The sequence below is a fragment of the Sphingomonas sp. dw_22 genome (assembly GCF_018449795.1).
Taxonomy (GTDB): Bacteria; Pseudomonadota; Alphaproteobacteria; order Sphingomonadales; family Sphingomonadaceae; genus Sphingomonas.
Map to the genome: position 1 here is coordinate 1 of NZ_JAAVVE010000014.1, position 20,672 is coordinate 20,672.

A 20,672-nucleotide genomic window follows, 5' to 3' on the forward strand; every position below is an offset into this window, starting at 1 on the left:
CGGCATCCCGCCGGGCCCGCTTTCCCGGGGGGGGGGGGGGCCCTCCCGGGCCGGCCCGGCGACGCCACCCTCAAGGGGCTGCACCCGGCGGGACCGTTGTTCCGGTCGCCGAACCGCGCGAGGGGCTGATCGCCCAGCTCGCGGCGGGGCTGGCGGGGGGCAACCGGCTGGTGGTCCAGGCTCCGGCGGCGCTGCGTGCGGCGTTCGACGGGCTTCCGGCGAGCGTGGCGGCGCGGCTGCGCTGGGTGGACGACTGGGCCGGGGAAGGCCCCTTTGCCGGCGCGCTCATCGAAGGCGATCGCGACCGCACGATCGCGGCGCTCCAGGCGATCGCCGCGTTGCCGGGGCCGGTGGTGCTGCCCCAGGCGGGCGGCGAATATCGGCTCGACTGGCTGGTCGAGGAAGTCTCGACTTCGATCAACACCACCGCGGCGGGCGGCAATGCGAGCCTGATGGCGATGGTGTGAGCGCGGCGATCACATCGCCAGCGCGGCGTCGCTCGCGAGCTTGTCGGCGCGTTCGTTGTCGGGGTGGCCGGCATGGCCCTTCACCCAGACCCATTCGACGCGGTGCGGCTTGGCGGCGGCGAGCAGTTCCTGCCACAGGTCGGCGTTCTTCACCGGCTTCCTGTCGGCGGTCTTCCAGCCGTTCTTGAGCCAGCCATGGATCCACTTGGTGAGGCCGTCCATCACATAGCGGCTGTCGGTGGAGAGGGTGACGCGGCAGGGGCGCTTGAGGGCCTTCAGCCCCTGGATCGCGGCCATCAGCTCCATGCGGTTGTTGGTGGTGTGTACCTCGCCGCCGGACAGATCCTTTTCGGTGCCGCCCGTGCGCAGCACCACGCCCCAGCCGCCGCGGCCGGGATTGCCCTTGCACGCGCCGTCGGTGGCGATCTCGACATGGGGTAGTTCGGTCATGCGAAGAGGTGCGTCCCATGTTCGGCGTAGAAATCGAGGCGGCGCAGATAGGCGAGCGGGTCTTTCCGCGTCACCAGCGCGTCCGCCGGGGTGTTGAGCCAGTCCCAGGCGCGGGTGAGGAAGAAGCGCAGCGCCGCGCCTTCGGCCAGGATCGGGAGGGCGGCGCGCTCCTCGGGCGAAAGGCCGAAGCTGGCGGTGTATCCCTGGATCAGCGCGCGGCCGATTTCGGCGTCGTATTTCTCGCCCGCGCCGTCGAACGCCCAGGCGCCGTGCATCACCGCGAGGTCATAGGCGCGGACTTCGGTGCAGGCGAAATAGAAGTCGATCAGCCCGGTCACCCGGTCGCCGAGCATCAGGACATTGTCGGGGAAGAGATCGGCATGGATCGCGGCGCGGGGCAGGGCGCGGGGCCAATCCGCCAACAGCTTGTCCAGAGCCTTGTCCACATGATCGTAGAGGCCCGGCTGGATCAGGTCCATCGCCCGGCCGCAGCGCTCGAACAGCGGGCGCCAGGCGTCGGGGCCGAGCGAATTGGGGCGGTCGAGCGTGAAATCGGTCAGGCTCGCGTGCATCCGCCCCATCGCCTCGGCCGCGGCGCGGGCCTGGGCGGGGGTGGGGTGGGTGACCGAGACGCCGGTGAGGAACTCGATCAGGCAGGCGGGGCGCCCCTCCAGCGCGTGGATGGCTTGCCCCGCGCGGTCGCGGATCGCCGGGGGCACGGGATTGCCCCGCGCCGCGAGGTGATCGAGCAGCGCCATGAAATAGGGCAGGTCGTCGACCGAGACGCGCTTCTCGTAGAGCGTCAGGATGAAGCGACCCCGGGTGGTATCGACCAGATAGTTGGAATTCTCGACGCCCTCGGCGATGCCCTTGGCCGAGACGAGCTCGCCGACGTCGAAGCGCGATAGGAAGGCGCCCAGCGCCTCCGCCGAAACCTGGGTATAGACGGCCATCAGGCTGCTTCGAGGCCGCGCGGCAGCTTGAAGGCGATGTTTTCCGCCACCGTCTCGATCTGGCGCTCGGTCACGTCGAAGCGCGTCGCGATGCGATCGACCACTTCGCGGACCAGCAATTCGGGGGCGGAGGCGCCGGCGGTGAGGCCCATGGTGCGGACATTGTCGAACCAGGCGAAGTCGATATCGTCGGCGCGCTGGATCAGCGTGGCGCGGGTATCGTTGCGCACCGCGACTTCGACCAGCCGCATCGAATTGGACGATTTGGGCGAACCGATCACCAGCACCAGATCGCAGGTCTCGGCGATCGCCTTGACCGCCGCCTGGCGGTTCGACGTGGCGTAGCAGATGTCGTCGGCGCCCGGCGCGAGGATCGTCGGGAAGCGGTTCTTGAGCACGCCGAGCACCGCGGCGGTATCGTCCACCGACAGCGTCGTCTGCGTCAGGAAGGCAAGGTTCTCGGGATCGGGGACGGTCACCGCTTCGGCATCCGCGACCGTCTCGACCAGGGTCATGTCGCCTTCGGGCACCTGGCCGAAGGTGCCGATCACCTCGGGATGGCCGGCATGGCCGACGAACAATATGTGGCGCCCGGCCGCGACCAGCCGTTCGGCCTGGCGATGGACCTTGGAGACGAGCGGGCAGGTTGCGTCGAGATAGGAGAGGCCGCGCTCGGCCGCCTTGTGCGGCACCGCCTTGGGCACGCCGTGCGCGGAGAAGACCACCGGCACGCCGTCCGGCACCTGATCGAGCTCTTCGACGAAGATCGCGCCCTTGGCCTTCAGGCTGTCGACCACGAACTTGTTGTGGACGATCTCGTGGCGGACATAGACCGGCGCGCCGAATTTCTCGATCGCCAGCTCGACGATGCGGATCGCGCGATCGACGCCCGCGCAGAAGCCGCGCGGCGCGGCGATGAGCAGTTCGAGGGGGGGCTTTTGCGGCTCGGCCATGGGAGCGAGCCTCTACGCGATTGCTTGCGCGTGCGAAAGGCGGTTCCGAGGGTTCAAACCCGGTCACCGCAATGCCCGTGATCGTCTTGTCGTGTTCGTCCGGCAAGGAACGGTGCGCAGCGCTTAGCACCGCTACGCGAAAGTGCCGTGACGCAGCCGGCGGACGCGACAGGACGACCGCGAAGCGGCGGGCGGAATTTGGCGCATGGGGGCGTCATTCGTCGGTCACGATGCTCTGCATCGCTTCCTCCTCGTTCCTTCCCATGCGCCAAATTCCGCTCCGTCCCGGGCGTTGCGGTGACCGGGTTTGAACCCTATGGTGCGCGCCGTTCCGGGCCGGCGGTTGACCGCACGGCCCGCTGTTCGCTTTCGAAAGGTTGCCCCCACTTGTCCGCCACCTCCATCGCCAAGATCGCCGTCCCCGCCCTGATCCTGTTGGCTGCCGGCGGATGCTCCCACACCGGCGAGATCGACGCCAGCGGCGGGGGCGCGGGCATCACCGCGGTCCGCTCGGCCTGCCCGCATGTCGGCGTGCCCGCCGCGACCGGCGACGTCACCCTGTTCGATCCCGCCGACAGCCGCGAGGCCCAGGCGATCGACGTGGTGGCGAACATCACCAATGTGAAATCGACCTGCGACGATGCCGGCGAGCAGGTGCTGACCAATATGACCTTCGACGTCTTCGCCCGCCGCCGCGATGCCGGCCCGGCGCGCGACGTGACCTTGCCCTATTTCATCGCGGTGGTGCGTGGCGGATCGTCGGTGACCGCCAAGCGCGTGAGCCATGTGACGGTGCATTTCGACGCCGGCCAGATCCGCGGGAGCGCCATCGGCCAGGCGAGCACTTCGGTATCGCATGCGGCGGCGACTGTGCCGGCCGAAGTCCGCGAACGGCTGAGCCGCAAGCGCAAGGCGGGCGAGGCCGATGCGGCGACCGATCCGCTGGCCGATCCCTCGGTCCGCTCGGCGGTGGCTTCCGCCACGTTCGAGGCGTTGGTGGGCTTCCAGCTCACCGAGGACCAGTTGAAGTACAACGCCACGCGCTGAACGGCGGCGCCCATGTTTGGGCGTTGACTCGAATCGAGGGCGCGGCCAAGGCTGCGTCCGTCGATGCCGGGCAACCGGTATAGGCACGCGCGGGAGAGTGTGAAGGAGCGATCCTTCTCCGCCGAAGGAGCAACCGCCCCGGAATCTCTCAGGCATAAAGGACCGCGCGGAGCCACGACACTCTGGAAAGCGAGGCCGCTTCGAGCGGACTCCACCGAAGGTGTAACCCCGGTCCCGCGATCGGGGGAAAGCTCTCAGGTTCCGTGACAGAGGGGGCGATGGATTGAACGGCGCATGGCGCGCCGCTGTCTGTCGAATCCTCAAATGTCGTGGAGTGCCCGCATGAGCCAAGATGTCCAGACCCAGGAATTGCGTGGCGATCCCGATGGCGGCGCCGATCTGCCCGAAATCCTGAAGCTCCCGCTCGACGCCTGGCATCGCGCCAAGGGCGGCCGGATGGTGCCGTTCGCGGGTTACGAGATGCCCGTCCAGTACGAAGGCATCATGGCCGAGCATCTCTGGACGCGCGCCCATGCCGGGCTGTTCGACGTCAGCCATATGGGCCAGCTCCTCTTTTCGGGCGAGGGCACCGACGCCGGGCTGGAGACGCTGCTGCCGGGCGACATCGAGGGGCTGGGCGCGGGGCGGATGCGCTATTCGCTGCTGCTGGCAGACAATGGCGGCATCCATGACGACCTGATGGTCACGCGGCTGCCCGCCGACAACGCCTTCGAGATCGAGGGCGGGGCGCTCTACATGGTCGTCAACGGCGCGACCAAATGGGATGATCTGGGCGTGCTGCGCGAAGGGCTGGCCGATGAGGTCGTCATCAATCATCTCGACGAGCAGGCGCTGCTGGCGCTCCAGGGCCCCGAGGCTGTGACCGCGCTGGAGCGCGTCGTGCCGGGCGTCTCGGCGCTGGTGTTCATGACGGCCGCCGCGTTCGAATGGCAGGGCAATCCGCTGTGGGTCAGCCGCTCGGGCTATACCGGCGAGGACGGGTTCGAAATCTCGATCCCCGGCGATGTGGTCGCGGCATTCGCCGATGCGCTGTGTGCGCAGCCCGAAGTGAAGCCGATCGGCCTGGGTGCGCGCGATTCGCTGCGGCTTGAGGCGGGGCTGCCGCTTTACGGCCATGACCTGGACCTGGAGACGACGCCGGTCGCCGCCGATCTGGGCTTCGCGCTGTCGAAGCGCCGCCGCGAGGAAGGCGGCTTTCCGGGCTATGAGCGCATCATGCTGGAGCGCGAGCAGGGCGCGATCCTCAAGCGCGTCGGGCTGATCGTCGAGGGTCGCCAGCCGGTGCGCGAGGGTGCGCTGGTGGTGGATGCCGCCGGCAACGAGGTCGGCAAGGTCACCTCGGGCGGCTTCGCGCCGAGCGTCCAGAAGCCGATCGCCATGGCCTATGTACCCGTGGCCAGCGCCGCGCCGGGCACGAAGATCACGCTGGCCCAGCGTGGCAAGATTCACAGCGCGGAGGTCGTCGCCATGCCCTTCGTGCCGCACAACTACGTCAGAAAGGGAGCCTGACATGAGCCGTTACTATACCGAAGATCACGAATGGGTCGAAGTCGATGGCGACATCGGCACCGTGGGCATCAGCGAATATGCCCAGGGCCAGCTTGGCGACATCGTGTTCGTCGAGACGCCCGATGAGGGCAAGGAAGTCTCCAAGGGCGACGATGTCGCGGTGGTCGAGAGCGTGAAGGCGGCGTCGGACGTCTATTCGCCGGTCTCGGGAACGGTGATCGAGGGCAATGCCGACCTCGCCGACAATCCCGCGCTGGTGAACGAGGATCCCGAGGGCGAAGGCTGGTTCTTCAAGATCACGCTGAACGACGCGGGCGAGCTGGAGAGCCTGATGGACGAAGCCAAATACGCGGCGTTCGTGAGCAAGCTCTGACCCGAATAGCCCCTCCCCTTCAGGGGAGGGGTTGGGGTGGGGCGGTCGCCCCGCTCCGAAAGCGTCGAAAGGGGCATCGAGCCCCTTCCGACGCTCCCCACCCCAAACCCCTCCCCTGAAGGGGAGGGGCTGGAGACGTAAATTGCGCTACCTTCCCCTCACCCAGACCGATCGCCAGGCGATGCTTGGCGTGATCGGCGCTTCCTCGATCGATGACCTGTTCGTCGATGTGCCCGATGCCGCCCGCCTCGACGGTCCGGTGCCCGGCCTGCCGCTCCATGCCAGCGAGCTCGCGGTCGAGCGCCACATGACGGCGCTCGCGAAGAAGAATCTGGCGGCGGGGGATGCGCCCTTCTTCCTGGGTGCGGGGGCCTATCGCCATCATGTGCCGGCGAGCGTGGATCACCTGATCCAGCGTGGCGAGTTCCTGACTGCCTATACGCCCTACCAGCCCGAGATCGCGCAGGGCACGCTGCAGATGATGTTCGAGTTCCAGTCGCAGATCGCGCGGCTGCTCGGCTGCGACGTGGCGAATGCGTCGATGTACGATGGCTCGACCGCCTGCTGGGAGGCGATCGTGATGGCGCGGCGCGTGACGAAGCGCAGCAAGGCGATCCTCTCGGGCGGGCTGCATCCGCATTATGTGTCGGTCGCCAACACCATGGCGAAGTTCACCGGCGACGTGCTCGACACGCAGTTGCCGACGCTTTCGGCCAAGCCCGACACCGACGACCTGATCGCGCAGATCGACGACGACACCTCCTGCGTGGTCGTCCAATATCCCGACATTCTCGGCCGGATCGGCGACCTGTCGAAGCTGGCCGAGGCCGCGCATGCGAAGAAGGCGCTGCTGGTCGCGGTCGTCACCGAGCCGGTGGCGCTCGGCGCGATCCGCTCGCCGGGCGAGATGGGCGCGGACATCGTGGTGGGCGAGGGCCAGTCGCTCGGCGTCGGGCTGCAGTTCGGCGGGCCCTATGTCGGCCTGTTCGCCTGTTCCGAGAAGCTGGTGCGGCAGATGCCGGGCCGCCTCACCGGCGAGACCCAGGATGCCGAGGGCAAGCGCGGCTATGTGCTGACGCTCTCCACCCGTGAGCAGCATATCCGCCGCGAGAAGGCGACGTCGAACATCTGCACCAGCTCGGTGCTGTGTGCGCTGGCGATGTCGGTCCACATGACGCTGCTGGGCGAGAAAGGGCTGCGCGCGCTGGCGCATGTCAACCATATGGGCGCGAGCGCGGCCGCCGACCGGCTGGCGCAGGTGCCGGGCGCCGAACTGGTGACGCCGACCTTCTTCAACGAATTCACGCTGAAGCTCTCGAAGGAAGCGCGCCCCGTTGTCCGCACTCTGGCAGATCGGGGCATCCTCGCCGGCGTGTCGCTCGGGCGGCTCTATCCCGGCGCGGCGGAGCTGGCGAACGGCCTGGTCGTCGCCGTCACCGAAACCACAACGGCGGAGGATGTCGAAACGCTTGCCTCCGCGCTTCAGGAGGTGCTGGCATGAGCACGATCAACCAGAGCGGCTGGCGCCCCACCACGCCTGAGGCTGGCGAGAACAGCACCGCCACCTTCACCGGCAACCGCGCGCTGATGCTGGAAGAGCCGCTGATCTTCGAGATCGGCTCGGCCGACACGACCGGCGTCGATTTCGGCGAAGTACCGGCCGCCACGTCGCGGCTGGGCGGGCTGGAGCGCGGCAAGGCGATTGGCCTGCCGGGCCTGTCCGAGCCCGAGACGGTGCGGCATTACACGCGCCTCAGCCGCCAGAATTACGCGATCGACCTGGGCCTGTTCCCGCTCGGCTCGTGCACGATGAAGCATAATCCGCGGCTCAACGAGCGGATGGCGCGGCTTCCCGGCTTCGCGGACGTCCATCCGCTCCAGCCGGTCGATACCGTGCAGGGCGCGCTGGAAGTCATCGACCAGCTTGCGCATTGGCTCATCACGCTCACCGGCATGCCCGCCGTGGCGATGAGCCCCAAGGCGGGTGCCCATGGCGAGCTGTGCGGCGTGCTGGCGATCCGCGCGGCGCTGGAGGCCAAGGGCGAGGGGCAGCGGAAGATCCTGCTCGTGCCGATCAGCGCGCACGGCACCAATCCGGCGAGCGCCGCCTTTGCCGGCTTCTCGGTGGAGGATATTCCCGCGACCGAGGACGGCCGCGTCGATCTGGAAGCGCTCAAGGCTCGGCTGGGGCCGGACATTGCCGGGGTGATGATTACCAACCCCAATACCTGCGGCCTGTTCGAGCGCGACATGAAGGCGATCTCGGACGCGGTCCATGCGGCGGGCGGCTATGTCTATTGCGATGGCGCTAATTTCAACGCGATCGTGGGCCGGGTGCGGCCGGGCGATCTCGGCGTCGACGCGATGCACATCAACCTGCACAAGACCTTCTCCACCCCGCATGGCGGCGGAGGTCCGGGTTCGGGGCCGGTGGTGCTGTCGGAGGCGCTGGCGCCCTATGCGCCGCTGCCTTTCGTCGAGAAGACGGCGGACGGCTTCCATCTGGTCGACGAGGAGACGGCGGGCGAGCATCATGCCGGCAGCTTTGGCCGCATGACTGCCTTCCAGGGCCAGATGGGCATGTTCACCCGGGCGCTGACCTATATCCTCAGCCACGGCGCGGACGGGCTGCGGCAGGTTGCCGAGGATTCGGTGCTCAACGCCAATTACATCCTGCGCTCGATGGAGGATGTGCTCGACGCGCCCTTCGCCAAGTCCGGCCCGTGCATGCATGAGGCGATCTTCTCGGATGCGGGGCTGCCCGAGGGCTTCTCGACGATCGACATCGCCAAGGGGCTGATCGACGAGGGCTATCATCCGATGACGATGTATTTCCCGCTCGTCGTCCATGGCGCGATGCTGGTCGAGCCGACCGAGACCGAGAGCAAGGCGGCGCTGGACCAGTTCATCGGCGCGTTCCGCTCGGTCGCGGCGCGCGCGAAGAATGGCGACCCCGCGATCAAGACCGCCCCGCACTTCGCGCCCAGGCGGCGTCTCGACGAGACGCTGGCGGCGCGCAAGCCCGTGCTGACGTGGAAGGAACCGGCGGTCGCGGAAGCGGCGGAGTAATCGATTAAGCCCCTCCCTTCGGGGGAGGGGCTTATGAAGGCTCAGATCCAGCGCCGCACATTGTCCCTGTAGAGCCGGTAGCGCTCGCCGAAGCGGGCCTGCATGTCGGCCTCTTCGGGCACGATCACTTCGTTCTGGAGGACGAAGACCAGCGGGATGAGCAGCAGAAGCGTGACCATGCTGTCGGCGAAGATCGCGGCGCCGAGATAGGCGATCGTCATGCCCAGGATCATCGGGTTGCGGCTGCGGCCATAGACGCCGTCGGTGATGAGCCCGGGCGCGCCGCGCCACGGATCGACGCCCGCGTCACGGAACAGCCGCACCGCCGAGAAGAGGAGGCCGCCGCCCAGCAGCAGCCCCAGCAGGCCGAGCGTGCGCTCCAGGCTGCCGCTCAGCGGCAGATCGGGATGGCCGAGCATGTCGCTCAGGATCAGCCCCACGACGAAGGTGCCGACAAAGGCCAGCGGAGGGCGGATTTCCCTGCGCGCAGTGTCCCGATTCACGTCCATGGCATTCCCTCCGGCGCGCCTGATGAACCGGAACGGGACTGGCCGCAACGCTTCGGGCTTGAGATTTGTACCGCGCTCGCGAAGAAGATGTGCCCATGAATCCTTCGAATCCGCAGGCGAGCTGGATCGGCTTCGCCGTCAGCGCCGTCGTCATCGTCGTCGTGCTGGGGCTGCGCATGCGGCGGCTGTCGCGGGAGCGGCCGCTCAAGATCGAGCAGATGTGGATCATCCCGGCGATCTATGGGGTCGTCGCGGGGGTGATGTTCTGGCGCTTTCCGCCTGCGGGGCTGATGTGGATCGCGGTGCTGGCCGCGCTCGGCATCGGCGCGGCGCCGGGCTGGCAGCGCGGGCGGATGATGCGCATCAGCGTGAACCCCGAGACGCATGAGATCTCGCAAAAGGCGTCGCCGGCGGCGATGCTGTTCATCGTCGGGCTGATCGTGGTCCGGATGGGCGCGCGCGAGGCTGCCGCGATGGGTGGATCGAGCTTCCATGCCGATCTGACCTCGATCACCGACATATTGATCGCCTTCGCGCTGGGGCTGCTCGCGACCCAGCGGATTGAGATGGTCCTGCGCGCCAGGCGCCTGCTTGAGGAAGCGCGGGCGGGGGCGTGAGCGCCCGGCGACACGCTCCGGCGACGGAGCGCAATCGCGAGCCGATCGCGGCCGTGCTGGCGGAGGAACTGCCGGAGAGTGGGCGCGTGCTCGAAGTGGCGAGCGGAACGGGGGAGCATTGCGCCTTCCTGGCCGAGCGCTTTCCGGCGCTGACCTGGCAACCGAGCGATCCCGATCTCGCATCGCTTGCCTCGATCGCGGCATGGACGGCGGACCTGTCCAATGTGCTGCCGCCGATCGGGATCGACGCCATGGCGTCGCGCTGGCCGCTGGCGCGCGCGGACGCGATCCTGTGCGTCAACATGGTGCATATCAGCCCGTGGGAAGCGACCCTGGGCCTGATGGGGGCGGCGGGGCGGCTGCTCGGCACCGGCGCGCCGTTGATCCTCTATGGCCCCTATCGGCGGCGCGGCATGCCGACGGCGCCTTCGAACGAGCAGTTCGAGCTGTGGCTGAAGGAGAAGAGCCCCGCCTTCGGGCTGCGCTACCTGGAGGATGTCGCCGCCGCGGCCGAGGCGCGGGGACTGGCGCTGGAGCGGATCGTCGAGATGCCGGCCAACAACCTCATGCCGGTGTTTCGGCGGCGCTGACCGGGCTGGCGGCCCGCCGCAGCCGCTGTTCGCGATAGACGATGTAGAGGCCGCTCGCGATGATGATCGGGGCGCCGGCCCAGGTATAGGGCGTCGGCAGCACGCCGAAGAACAGCCAGCCGTAGAGCGTCGCCCAGATGAGCCCCGAATAGTCCATCGGCACCACCGCCGAGACCGGGGCGAAGCGGACCGCGGCCGTCAGCGCGAGCTGGCCCATGCCGCCGACCAGCCCGATCGTCACCAGGATCGCCCAGGTGAGCGGATCATGCGCCTTGAGCTGGAAGGCATAGACCGCGCCCAGCGGCAGCAGCGAGAGCGCCGAGAACCAGAAGACGGTCGTGCCCGCGCTCTCGGTCTTCCCGATCTGGCGGAGCAGGATCGCGACGATCGCGACGAACAAGGCGGCGAGCAGGCCCACCACCGCGCCATAGAGCGGAAAGTGCCCGTTGCCGGGCTGGGCGACGACCAGCACGCCCAGGAACCCGACGATCACCGCCCCCCAGCGATGCCAGCCGGTCGGCTCCTTCAGCACCAGCGCACCCAGGATCGTCGCGAAGATCGGCACGGTGAATTGCAGCGTCGTCGCCTCGGCGAGCGGCAGCAACAGCACCGATCCGAAGGTGAAGACCATGCCGGTCAACCCCACCGCGGTCCGCGAGACATGCGCGCCGAAGCGGTTGGTGCGGATCGATCCCAGCCCCGGCCCGGCGGCGATCCATGCGGTCACCAGCGGTATCGCCCAGAGCTGGCGGTGGAACATCGTCTCCGCCAGCCCGGCGCCGCGCGTCTCGGCCAGCTTGATGAGCGCCGACATGGTCGAGAGGCAGGCGATCGCGAACAGGCGCAGCGCGACGCCGGTCAGGACGCGATCTGTGGGGGGATGGGACACGGATGCCGGTTAAGTGGCGTGCGCCCGAGGGGCAAGGTGATTTGGCCGTTTCAGTCCGCTCGCGCGCCGGCCGCCTTCGTCAGACGCAGCCAGCGGAGGAGGAAGGGCCTGAGGATCGGCGACGCGCCGTTGGGCGTCTCGATATCGATGTTCAGGCGCTTGAATTGCCAATAGATCATCACGCTCATGATCGCGGCGTAGAAGCACCAGACCGAGGCGAAGGCATATTCCTTGACGATCTCGGCGATCGTCAGCGCGACGACGTTGAGCACGCCATACCACCTGACGACCCGATGGGTCGACAGCAGCAACGCACCGCAGGTGGCGAGGATATACAGATAGGATATCCACATATTGCCCGTCATCGGGTTACGGTAGGCGATCGAATATTGTTCGACGAAGCACCGGCTCGGCAGGAAGATCAGCCCGGTGACATCCCACGCGCACACCAGCGCGCCGATGCCGGTGAGCCCGAGGATGGCGGTGCGACGCCAGCCGGGCGGTTCCATCAGGGCGACCGCGGCCGGCATCAGCAGCGGCAGGATTCCCTGCGCATAGAGCATGAACAGGAACGCGACATGGTCGAAGCCGACCTTGCCGATATGCCCTTCGAGGCCGAGCCAGACCCATCCCTCGGTAAACTGGTGCACCGCGAACAGCATCGGCACGGCGGCGAACAGGAGGGCACGCGGCTCGCGCACTTGCCGGAGGGTCGCGATCCCGATCGCCCCGATCACGCCCGAGGCGATAAAGCTGGAAGTGGCCGAAAAGCACATGCAGGTCTCTCCGGCTGACGGGGAACCCTTTGTGCAGGGATTCCCGGCATATGGCCAGCGTGGCGATTGCCGGCCGTCCGCGCAGCCGCGTCAATCCAACAGTCGCTCCACCACGACCGCGAGCGAATCCTGCCACGCCGGCGCGCGATAGCCGAAGGTTTCGGCGAAGCGCGTGCAATCGAGGCGCGAATTGGCGGGGCGGCGGGCGGGCGTGGGGTAGTCCGACGACGGGATGCCGGTGACCTGCGCAGTGGGTCCGCCATGGCGGGCGCTCTCGGCGAAGATGGCGCGGGCGAAGCCGGCCCAGTCGGTCTCGCCGGTGCCGGCGAAATGATAGACGCCGCTGCTTGCGCCGTCCCGTGCCCAGGCATCGGCGATCTTCAGGATCGCGGTGGCGATGTCGAGCGCCGAGCTGGGGCAGCCGCGCTGGTCCTCCACCACATTCAGCGCGTCGCGCGTCTCGGCGAGGCGGAGCATCGTCTTCACGAAATTATTGCCGAACGGGCTGTAGACCCAGGCGAGGCGCAGGATCGCATGGGGCGCGCCGGAAGCCTGCACCGCCTGCTCGCCCGCGAGCTTGGTCGCGCCATAGGCGCTGATCGGGCCGACGGGATCGTCCTCGCGCCAGGGCCGGTCGAGGCTGCCGTCGAACACATAGTCGGTCGAGAGGTAGAGGATCGGCGCGCCGATCTTCGCCCCCGCCCGTGCCAGCACGCCCGGCGCCTCGCCGTTGATCGCCATGGCGAGATCTGGCTCGCTCTCGGCCTTGTCGACCGCGGTATAGGCAGCGGCGGAGACGATCAGGTCCGGATGGACCCGGGCGACGACCGCCTCGATCGTCGCGGGGATCGCGAGATCGAGATCGGGTCGCGCGGCGAAGACCAGTTCATGGCCGCCGGCCTGCTCCGCCAGGCTCTGCGCGACCTGGCCCTCGCGCCCGGTGACGAGGATGCGCATCAGGCCGCGCCCAGCCGCTCGCCCGCATATTTGCCGGAACGGATCGGCTCCCACCACCATGCATTGTCGAGATACCAGCCGACCGTCTTGGCGATGCCCGTCTCGAAGCTCTCCTCGGCCTTCCAGCCCAGCTCGGTCTCGAGCTTGGCCGGATCGATCGCATAGCGCCGGTCATGGCCGGGACGATCGGTGACGAAGGTGATGAGATCGCGCCGGCTACCGCCGCCCGGCAGCGGCACGCGGGCGTCGAGCGCGTCGCAGATCGCCTCGACCACCGCCAGATTGGTGCGTTCCTCGCGCCCGCCGACATTGTAGCTCTCGCCGATCGCGCCCCTGGTGGCGATCGTCGCCAGCGCGCGGGCATGGTCGTCGACGAACAGCCAGTCGCGGACATTCTCGCCCTTGCCGTAGACGGGCAATTGCTTGCCCTCGAGCGCGTTGAGGATCGTCAGCGGGATCAGCTTTTCGGGGAAGTGGAACGGCCCGTAATTGTTCGAGCAGTTCGAGAGCACCACCGGCAGGCCGTAAGTATGGTGCCAGGCGCGGACGAGATGGTCGCTCGCCGCCTTGGACGCCGAATAGGGCGAGGAGGGGTTATAGGGCGTCTCCTCGGTGAAGACGCCGCTGTCGAACGGCAGGTCGCCGAACACTTCGTCGGTGGAGATGTGGTGGAAGCGGAAGGCGTCGCGCTTCTCGCCTTCGAGGCCGCGCCAATGCTCCAGTGCCGCCTGGAGCAGCTTGAAGGTGCCGACGACATTGGTCTCGATGAACTCGCCGGGGCCGTCGATCGAGCGATCGACATGGCTCTCGGCGGCGAGGTGCATCACCACATCGACCTGTTCCTCGCGCAGCAGCGGCAGGATCAGGCCGGTGTCGGCGATGTCGCCCTGGACGAAGCGGTAATTGGGGGCGTTCTCGATCGAGGTGAGCGAGGCGGGGTTGCCGGCATAGGTGAGCTTGTCGAGATTGATGACGCGCGCGCCCGAACGGACGAGATGGCGCACCACCGCCGAGCCGATGAAGCCGGCGCCGCCGGTGACGAGGAAGGTCTGCTGGGTCATTGCTCGCTCAGATAGGAAGATGTCGTGCGGCGATGCCGCGAACCGGCTGCGGTTTCAATGCCGGTCTTGCGGATCAGAAGGCGTTGGAATGGACGACGACCTTGAGCGTCTGGACCAGGATGCTGACGTCGCGCCAGATGTCCCAGCCGTCGATATATTCCATATCGGCCTGGAGCCGGTTGGTGAGATCGACGCGGCGATCGGTGGCGCCGCGGAAGCCGCGGATCTGCGCCAGGCCGGTCATGCCGGGCTTGAGCGAGTGGCGGTGCCAGTAACGCTCGTCGATCTCCCAGAAATGCTGGTCCGCCGCGCGCGAGCCCAGTGCGTGCGGGCGCGGCCCCACCAGGCTCATGTCGCCGCGCAGCACGTTGATGAGCTGGGGCAGTTCGTCGATGCTGGTCTTGCGGATGATCCGGCCAACCCAGGTGATGCGATCGTCGTCGCGGCTGGCCGAACGGGTGCCGTCCGCATCGGTGGCAGCCTGGCGCATCGAGCGGAACTTCAGGATCTTGAACAGCCGGTTGCCGCGGCCCACGCGGTCCTGCGCGAACAGGACGGGCCCGCGCGATTCCAGCTTGATGGCGAGCGCCACGAACAGCATCAGCGGCGCCAGCGCCACCAGCGCCGGCACGGTCAGCGCCAGGTCGAGCGCGCGCTTCTTGGCGCGATTGGGCATGCTGAGCGGCCCCTGGGAGACGAGCAGTGTGTCCTTGCCCTGATAGGTGCCCACGCCAATCGCGCCCAGCTCGTTGAACTGGGGCACCAGTATCTCGCCCTTGATGTTCATGCCCTTGAGCAGCAGCGCCCAGACCGCGCGGCGTTCGGACGCGCAGGCGACCACGACCCGGTCGAAGCCGATGACCGAGCTGCCCAGGCGCTGCAGCATCACCGGATCGCGCGGATCGGGCGACAGGTTCACCACCCGCGCATCGAGCGCGATCGATCCGTCGGTCGAATCGAAATCGACGCCGTCGACGATGACGAGCTCGTCCACCCATTTGCCGCCGGTCACCTGCTTCGCATGGCCGCGGAACAGCAGCCTGCCGATCGTCAGGAACACCAGCGACAGGAGCGCGCCGATGCCGAGCTGGAAGCGGGAAAGCGGCAGCTCGGTGGTGAGCAGGAAGCTGCCGAGCAGCACGACGAAGACCGAGAAGCAGAAGGCCGAGATGATCCCGCGCAGGCCGCTGAAGGGATTGCGCAATGCGGCGAGCGAATAGGAGCTGCTGGCGATGGCGGTGACGAGGGTGACCGGCAGCAGGAAGAAACCGACATTGACGCCCGCGAGCGTCAGCCAATGTCCGTCGCGCGAGAGCGAGGCGAGATAGAAGCCGGCAAGAATCGCAACCGAATCAAGCAGAACCAGCTCAAGGTACAGGATGAGCCGGACGGTGGATTTCGGCAGCATCGAGCGGCGGCCCGCACCGGAGGCCGAGCTTCCGCGCAACTGCTGTTCGAACGCATGCTGTGCTTCGAAAGCGTTCATCGCCTCTTCCGCTCCTGGAATGGGAGGTTTCACGCTGGATCCAGCTGAATCGGCCTTGTGCGGTGCAATATACCAGCCCCCCGAAACTTGCCTAGTAACCAAGGAGACCGGAAGGTCTATTTCTGGGACGAAGGCAAGGCAACAAAGCGCTTACATCAGAGAAACAAGTATTCCGGCTCCGATCATAGCGCCTCCGAAACAAACATATCCCGCCACGCGCGACATTGCCGAGACGAATTCGTCGATTCGCTGCGTCGGCCCTTCGAGGAAAGGATCGCCGACGCTGGGCCAATCGGCGATGCGCGCGGCGAGCATCTGCTGGAGCTCGGCGACGGGCCCCTGGCCGGACGCACCGAATATTTCCTCTTCGCGAGCCGCCGGCTGCGAGGGGTGGGGCGCATGAAAGGATGAAACAGCGGGCTGTGCCATCGGCTCTTCCTCAAATTCGAGCGAGCAGGATAGCCGGATCCCGTTAACTACCTCCTAAAGGTGCCGATCACGCGCATCCGGCGGAGGCGGACAGAGAAAAGGCGCCCCGAAGGACGCCCTTTCCCGAAAATCGTGGTGATGGACCGGCGCGGCGCTCAGGCGAGCGCGGCGGCCTTCCTGCGGCTGGCGCGCAGCGTCAGGCCGGCCAGGCCGAAGCCGCCGATCATCATGCCCCAGACCGCCGGCTCGGGAACCGCGGCGAAATCCGCCGAGGTGACGAAGCTCGCATTGTGCGTCGTCCCGTTCTGGGAAGTCACTTCGAGGAAATAGGTGCCCGCGGAGGCGACGCTGAAGCTGTAATTCTGGCCGAAGACCGGGGCGAAGGCACTGCCGCCGTCGAAGCTCGCCGAGAAGAGCGACAGGCTGGTCGTGGTCCAGTTGAACAGGAAATCGCCCGCGGTGGCGACCGTGAAGTAGAAGCGATCGGTGCTCGTGGTGTCCTTGGCGATCGTCTGGACGATGCCGCCGGTGGTGCCGTCGAAGGTGCAGGCGCCGGGTGTCGGCTGGCAAATGAAATCGGCGGCGCTGGCGGTGCTGGAGACGCCGAGCGTCGCCGTGGTTGCCAGGGCAGCAAGAACGATACGCTTGAAACGAGTCATGAACGACCTCCAGTTGCGCGGTTCGCGGAGTGCTTCCTGCTCGCCGCTACCTCCGGTCTTTTACGGTAAACGGACGTAAACCACAACGTTACGGAGTCGTTTTTTTCGCATTTGCAGCAGAGAATCCAGGCGCTTCGGAAGCGATCTGAGAATAACGCGGAACGGGATTCGCCACCTCCGTAATACTCCTCTATAATCCGAAGGTTAGTGAGTTGTTCACCATCCCCGTTTACAAAGGCTGCCGAGGCGGAATCCGGAGGCCGGGCCCGAATGAGACGTGAGGAAATGCAGGCGCGGTTGCAGGATGCCTTCTCTGCGGAGGCCGCCGCGCAGCGCGAATCGCTCAACCGGGAATCGGGCGTGCAGGCGCTGGCGGCGATCCTGGCGATCCATCACATCGCCGTCTCGCCGGAGCAATTGCGCCATGAGCTGGGCCATAGCGAGCCCGTCGCCGCCGACGAGCTGCTGCGCCTCGCCAAGCGGCAGGCGGGGGTCCGCGCGAAGGTCGTGCAGGTGCCGCGCGGCCGGCTTTCGAAGCACCCTCTTCCCGCAGTTGCGAACGGTCCCGAGGGCTGGTTCCTGATCGGCGCCCTGGCCGAGAACGGCGTGCTGATCCAGCGCCCCGGCGAGCCGGTGTGCCAGGTCGATCGCGGCGCGCTGGACGAATTGTGGTCGGGCGAGCTCGTCCTCGTGACGACCCGCGCGGTCGACAAGACCGGCGCGCGCTTCGGCTTCGCCTGGTTCGGCGGCCAGATCATGCGCTACCGCAGGCTGATCCAGGAAGTGCTCATCATCACCTTCGCGCTGAACCTGCTCGGCCTGGCGGCGCCCTTGCTGTTCCAGGGCGTGATCGACAAGGTGCTGGTGCATAACAGCATGAGCACGCTCAACGTGCTCGGCCTGGCATTCCTGGTCGTCTCGCTCTGGGAAGTGATGCTGGGATGGATTCGCACCCGGCTGTTCACCGAGACGACGCAGAAGATCGATGTCGAGCTGGGCGCCCGGCTGTTCCGCCATCTGCTGGCGCTGCCGCTCAGCTATTTCGAGCAGCGCCGCGTCGGCGACACGGTGACGCGTGTCCGCCAGCTCGAGACGATCCGCGAGTTCCTGACCAGCGCGTCGCTCACCGTGCTGGTGGATCCGATCTTCACGCTCGTCTTCCTCGCCGCGATGCTCTTCTACTCGCCGTCGCTGTTCTGCATCGTCGCGGTCTCGCTCGTCGCCTATGCCATGGTGTCGTTCGTCGTTGCCGGCCCCTTGCGCAGGCGAGTCAACGAGAAGTTCGAGCGCAGTTCGGCAAGCAACGCGCTGCTGGTCGAAAGCGCCTCCGGCATCCACACGATCAAGGCCTGCGCGGTCGAGCCGCACTGGCAGAACCGCTGGGAGCAGCAGCTCGCCGCCTATACCACTGCCTCGCAGCGCCTCATTAACACCGCCAATAACGGCACCCAGGCGATCGAGCTGATCTCGAAGCTGAGTTTCGCGGCGATCCTGTTCTTCGGCGCCAAGGCGGTGATCGCGGGCACGATGACGGTCGGCAGCCTGGTGGCGTTCAACATGTTCGCGCAGCGCGTCGCCGGGCCGGTGATCCGCATGGCGCATCTGTGGCAGGACTTCCAGCAGGTCCGCACCGCCGTCGAGCGGCTGGGCGACATCCTCAACCACCCGACCGAGCCGCGCGCCGCCTCCGCAGCCACGCTGCCGCGGGTCTGGGGCGATGTGCGCTTCGAGGATGTGAGCTTCCGCTATGCCGAGGATGGGCCGCAGGTGCTGAGCGGCATCAGCATCGATGTGCCCGCGGGCACGTCGCTCGGCATCGTCGGCTCTTCGGGTTCGGGCAAGTCGACCCTGGCGAAGCTGCTCCAGCGCCTGAACCGGCCGGGCCAGGGCCGGGTGCTGGTCGACGAGATCGACATCGCCCAGTTCGATCCCGCCTGGCTGCGGCGCCAGATCGGTGTCGTGCTCCAGGAAAACCTGCTGTTCAACTGCTCGATCCGCGACAATATCGCGCTCGCCAATCCGGCCATGCCCTTCGAGAAGATCGTCGCCGCCGCGACCATGGCGGGCGCGCACGACTTCATCATGAAGCAGCCGCGCGGCTATGACACCGAGATCGTCGAGCGCGGCGTCAACTTGTCGGGCGGCCAGCGCCAGCGCATCGCGATCGCGCGGGCGCTCATCAACAATCCGCGCATCCTGATCTTCGACGAGGCGACCTCGGCGCTCGATGCCGAGAGCGAGGAACTGATCCAGAAGAATCTGGAGGCGATCGCCCAGGGGCGCACGCTGATCGTCATCGCGCACCGCCTGTCCGCCGTGCGCGATTGCAACCGCATCGTCGCGCTGGAGGAAGGGCGCATCGTCGAGAGCGGCACGCATGAGGAGCTGCTCCGCCTGCGGGGTCGCTATGCCGACCTGCATCGCCGCCAGACCGGCTATGAGGAAATCGCCGCATGAACGCGCTCGTACAGATCGATGCCGCAGAGCCCCGGAAGCTGCTGAGCAGGCTGCGCGGCGGCGGGCTCTGGGATACGCAATACACCACCGAATTCCTGCCCGCGGCGCTGGAGATCGTCGAGCGGCCGGTCTCGCCGACCGCGCGGCTGACGGCCTGGGTGCTGCTGGGCGGCATCGCCGCGACCTTGGCCTGGCTCGCGTTCGGCAAGGTCGACGTGGTGGCGCCCGCGTCCGGCCGGATCGGCCCGGTGGGCGACGTGAAGCTGGTCCAGTCGGCCGAGGCGGGGATCGTCCGCAGGATCCTGGTGAGCGAGGGGCAGCGCGTCCGGAAGGGCCAGGTGCTCATCACGCTCGATCCCACAATATCCTCCGCCGAGAGCGATCAGGTGCGCGCGACGCTGCTCAGCGCCGAGCTGGAGATCGCCCGCAACCGCGCGCTGATCGACGCGCTCGACGGCAAGGGCTTTCATTTCGTCCCGCCGCAGGCGGCATCCCCGGCAGATATCGAGACGCATAGCAGCCTCGCCCGCGCCCGGCTGAACGAGATCCAGGCGATGATGGCCGGCGGCGGATCGGATCGCCGGGCCGCGATGTCCGCCTCTGCGGAGGCGGAGGCCCAGGTCCAGAAGCTCCAGCAGTCGCTGCCGCTGATCGACCAGCAGATCGCCGCCAACGAGGCGCTGGCGGCCAAGGGCTATGTCTCCAAGCTGCGCGTCGTCGAGATGCGGCGCCAGCGCATTGCGGAAACGCAGGATCTTGCCGCCGCCCGCGCGACGGTCAGCCGCTTCGCGCAGCAGGCGCACAGCGCTTCCAGCACCGGCGTCAAGTCGCGCGCGGAAGCGCGGGCGCAGATATTGCATGATCTCGCCAAGGCCGAGGACGATGCGCGATCGCGCCGCGGCGAGCTCGCCAAGGTGGGGCTGCGCAGCTCGTTCCGCGAGATCCGCGCGCCGGTCACCGGTACCGTCTCGCAACTGCTGGTGCATACCGAGGGCGGCATCGTCGAAGGCGCCAAGCCGCTGATGACGGTCGTGCCGGAATCGGCGCAGCTCCAGCTCGAAGTGATGGTGCAGAACCAGGATATCGGGTTCGTGCGCGCCGGCATGCCGGTGAACGTGAAGCTCCAGGCCTTTCCCTATACCCGCTACGGCACGATCCCCGGCGTGGTGGAGGGCCTTTCGGCGGATTCGGTGCAGGTGAAGGAAGGCGAGCCGCCGGTCTACAAGGCGCGCGTCTCGCTCAGCCGCAGCTATATGGATGCCGACGGCCGGCGCATCCCGCTGCGCGCGGGGCTGAACGCGACGGCGGACATCGTCACCGGCCGGCGCACGCTGCTGAGCTATCTGGTCAGCCCGATCGTCGAGACGAGCAGCGAAGCGCTCCACGAGCGCTGAACGGTT

At 67.5% G+C, this 20,672-nt stretch carries 20 protein-coding genes, 1 pseudogene and 1 riboswitch; of the genes and pseudogenes, 10 read left to right on the forward strand and 11 right to left on the reverse strand.

Translation table 11 applies throughout. The annotated features are described in order from the left end of the window. Positions 1-467: pseudogene (locus HB724_RS08505) on the forward strand (trifunctional transcriptional regulator/proline dehydrogenase/L-glutamate gamma-semialdehyde dehydrogenase); the annotation flags it as partial. A 9-nt stretch (positions 468-476) separates the two neighbouring features. Here HB724_RS08505 and rnhA read toward each other — a convergent pair. The 3 genes from rnhA to ispH are packed head-to-tail and all read right to left on the reverse strand — an operon-like array spanning position 477 to position 2,823. Continuing rightward, entirely contained in the window at positions 477-917 is a 441-nt protein-coding gene (gene rnhA, locus HB724_RS08510; protein WP_213980495.1) for a ribonuclease HI, read from the reverse strand. Beyond that, positions 914-1,870, reverse strand: coding sequence for a homoserine kinase (gene thrB, locus HB724_RS08515; protein ID WP_213980496.1), 957 nt, complete (start codon positions 1,868-1,870; stop codon positions 914-916). The genes rnhA and thrB overlap by 4 nt, the downstream gene beginning before the upstream one ends. After that, entirely contained in the window at positions 1,870-2,823 is a 954-nt protein-coding gene (gene ispH / locus HB724_RS08520) for a 4-hydroxy-3-methylbut-2-enyl diphosphate reductase (RefSeq protein WP_213980497.1), read from the reverse strand. Before ispH ends, thrB begins: the two co-directional genes overlap by 1 nt. 387 nt (positions 2,824-3,210) lie before the next feature. Between ispH and HB724_RS08525 the strand changes: the two genes are divergently transcribed. From HB724_RS08525 to gcvPB, 5 genes are all read left to right on the forward strand, one after another. Further along, entirely contained in the window at positions 3,211-3,870 is a 660-nt protein-coding gene (locus tag HB724_RS08525) for a hypothetical protein (protein WP_218625122.1), read from the forward strand. Positions 3,871-3,950: 80 nt separating this feature from the next. Next, positions 3,951-4,045: riboswitch (glycine riboswitch) on the forward strand. Between the two features lie 167 nt (positions 4,046-4,212). Continuing rightward, on the forward strand, positions 4,213-5,400 hold the full coding sequence (gcvT, locus tag HB724_RS08530) for a glycine cleavage system aminomethyltransferase GcvT (RefSeq protein WP_213980498.1): 1,188 nt from the start codon (positions 4,213-4,215) through the stop codon (positions 5,398-5,400). Between the two features lies 1 nt (position 5,401). Further along, entirely contained in the window at positions 5,402-5,773 is a 372-nt protein-coding gene (gene gcvH / locus HB724_RS08535) for a glycine cleavage system protein GcvH (RefSeq protein ID WP_213980499.1), read from the forward strand. A 142-nt stretch (positions 5,774-5,915) separates the two neighbouring features. Beyond that, a complete protein-coding gene (gene gcvPA / locus HB724_RS08540; protein WP_213980500.1) occupies positions 5,916-7,274 on the forward strand; it encodes an aminomethyl-transferring glycine dehydrogenase subunit GcvPA in 1,359 nt (452 codons plus the stop codon). Next, positions 7,271-8,842, forward strand: a complete 1,572-nt coding sequence (gene gcvPB / locus HB724_RS08545; RefSeq protein WP_213980501.1) for an aminomethyl-transferring glycine dehydrogenase subunit GcvPB — start codon at positions 7,271-7,273, stop codon at positions 8,840-8,842. Before gcvPA ends, gcvPB begins: the two co-directional genes overlap by 4 nt. Positions 8,843-8,883: 41 nt before the next feature. On the opposite strand, the gene HB724_RS08550 is transcribed toward gcvPB, so the two are convergent. Continuing rightward, positions 8,884-9,351, reverse strand: coding sequence for an isoprenylcysteine carboxylmethyltransferase family protein (locus HB724_RS08550; RefSeq protein ID WP_213980502.1), 468 nt, complete (start codon positions 9,349-9,351; stop codon positions 8,884-8,886). Between the two features lie 95 nt (positions 9,352-9,446). On the opposite strand from HB724_RS08550, the gene HB724_RS08555 reads away from it, so the two are divergent. Both HB724_RS08555 and HB724_RS08560 read left to right on the forward strand, forming a co-directional pair. After that, positions 9,447-9,968 (forward strand): CcdC protein domain-containing protein, encoded by a 522-nt coding sequence (locus HB724_RS08555; protein WP_213980503.1) that lies wholly within the window; start codon positions 9,447-9,449, stop codon positions 9,966-9,968. Next, on the forward strand, positions 9,965-10,558 hold the full coding sequence (locus HB724_RS08560) for a DUF938 domain-containing protein (RefSeq protein ID WP_213980504.1): 594 nt from the start codon (positions 9,965-9,967) through the stop codon (positions 10,556-10,558). The genes HB724_RS08555 and HB724_RS08560 overlap by 4 nt, the downstream gene beginning before the upstream one ends. Here HB724_RS08560 and HB724_RS08565 read toward each other — a convergent pair. The 7 genes from HB724_RS08565 to HB724_RS08595 all read right to left on the reverse strand — a co-directional run bounded on the left by HB724_RS08565 (position 10,533) and on the right by HB724_RS08595 (position 16,815). Continuing rightward, positions 10,533-11,447: a DMT family transporter gene (locus HB724_RS08565; protein ID WP_346344695.1), complete on the reverse strand. Its 915-nt coding sequence runs from the start codon at positions 11,445-11,447 to the stop codon at positions 10,533-10,535. The genes HB724_RS08560 and HB724_RS08565 overlap by 26 nt on opposite strands. 50 nt (positions 11,448-11,497) lie before the next feature. Then, positions 11,498-12,223: a DUF6629 family protein gene (locus HB724_RS08570; RefSeq protein WP_213980505.1), complete on the reverse strand. Its 726-nt coding sequence runs from the start codon at positions 12,221-12,223 to the stop codon at positions 11,498-11,500. Between the two features lie 90 nt (positions 12,224-12,313). After that, positions 12,314-13,180, reverse strand: coding sequence for a dTDP-4-dehydrorhamnose reductase (gene rfbD / locus HB724_RS08575; protein WP_213980506.1), 867 nt, complete (start codon positions 13,178-13,180; stop codon positions 12,314-12,316). Next, positions 13,180-14,241: a dTDP-glucose 4,6-dehydratase gene (gene rfbB, locus HB724_RS08580; RefSeq protein WP_213980507.1), complete on the reverse strand. Its 1,062-nt coding sequence runs from the start codon at positions 14,239-14,241 to the stop codon at positions 13,180-13,182. The genes rfbD and rfbB overlap by 1 nt, the downstream gene beginning before the upstream one ends. A 73-nt stretch (positions 14,242-14,314) precedes the next feature. After that, on the reverse strand, positions 14,315-15,727 hold the full coding sequence (locus tag HB724_RS08585) for a sugar transferase (RefSeq protein ID WP_256731401.1): 1,413 nt from the start codon (positions 15,725-15,727) through the stop codon (positions 14,315-14,317). A gap of 150 nt (positions 15,728-15,877) precedes the next feature. Beyond that, positions 15,878-16,156 (reverse strand): hypothetical protein, encoded by a 279-nt coding sequence (locus tag HB724_RS08590; RefSeq protein WP_213980508.1) that lies wholly within the window; start codon positions 16,154-16,156, stop codon positions 15,878-15,880. 155 nt (positions 16,157-16,311) lie between these two features. Continuing rightward, positions 16,312-16,815, reverse strand: a complete 504-nt coding sequence (locus tag HB724_RS08595) for an FxDxF family PEP-CTERM protein (protein WP_213980509.1) — start codon at positions 16,813-16,815, stop codon at positions 16,312-16,314. Positions 16,816-17,085: 270 nt separating this feature from the next. Between HB724_RS08595 and HB724_RS08600 the strand changes: the two genes are divergently transcribed. Together HB724_RS08600 and HB724_RS08605 are read left to right on the forward strand one after the other, a co-directional pair. Then, positions 17,086-19,272 carry a type I secretion system permease/ATPase gene (locus HB724_RS08600; RefSeq protein WP_213980510.1) on the forward strand — a complete coding sequence of 729 codons (2,187 nt, stop codon included), beginning with the start codon at positions 17,086-17,088 and terminating at the stop codon, positions 19,270-19,272. Further along, positions 19,269-20,666, forward strand: coding sequence for an HlyD family type I secretion periplasmic adaptor subunit (locus HB724_RS08605; RefSeq protein WP_213980511.1), 1,398 nt, complete (start codon positions 19,269-19,271; stop codon positions 20,664-20,666). The genes HB724_RS08600 and HB724_RS08605 overlap by 4 nt, the downstream gene beginning before the upstream one ends. Positions 20,667-20,672: the final 6 nt, after the last annotated feature.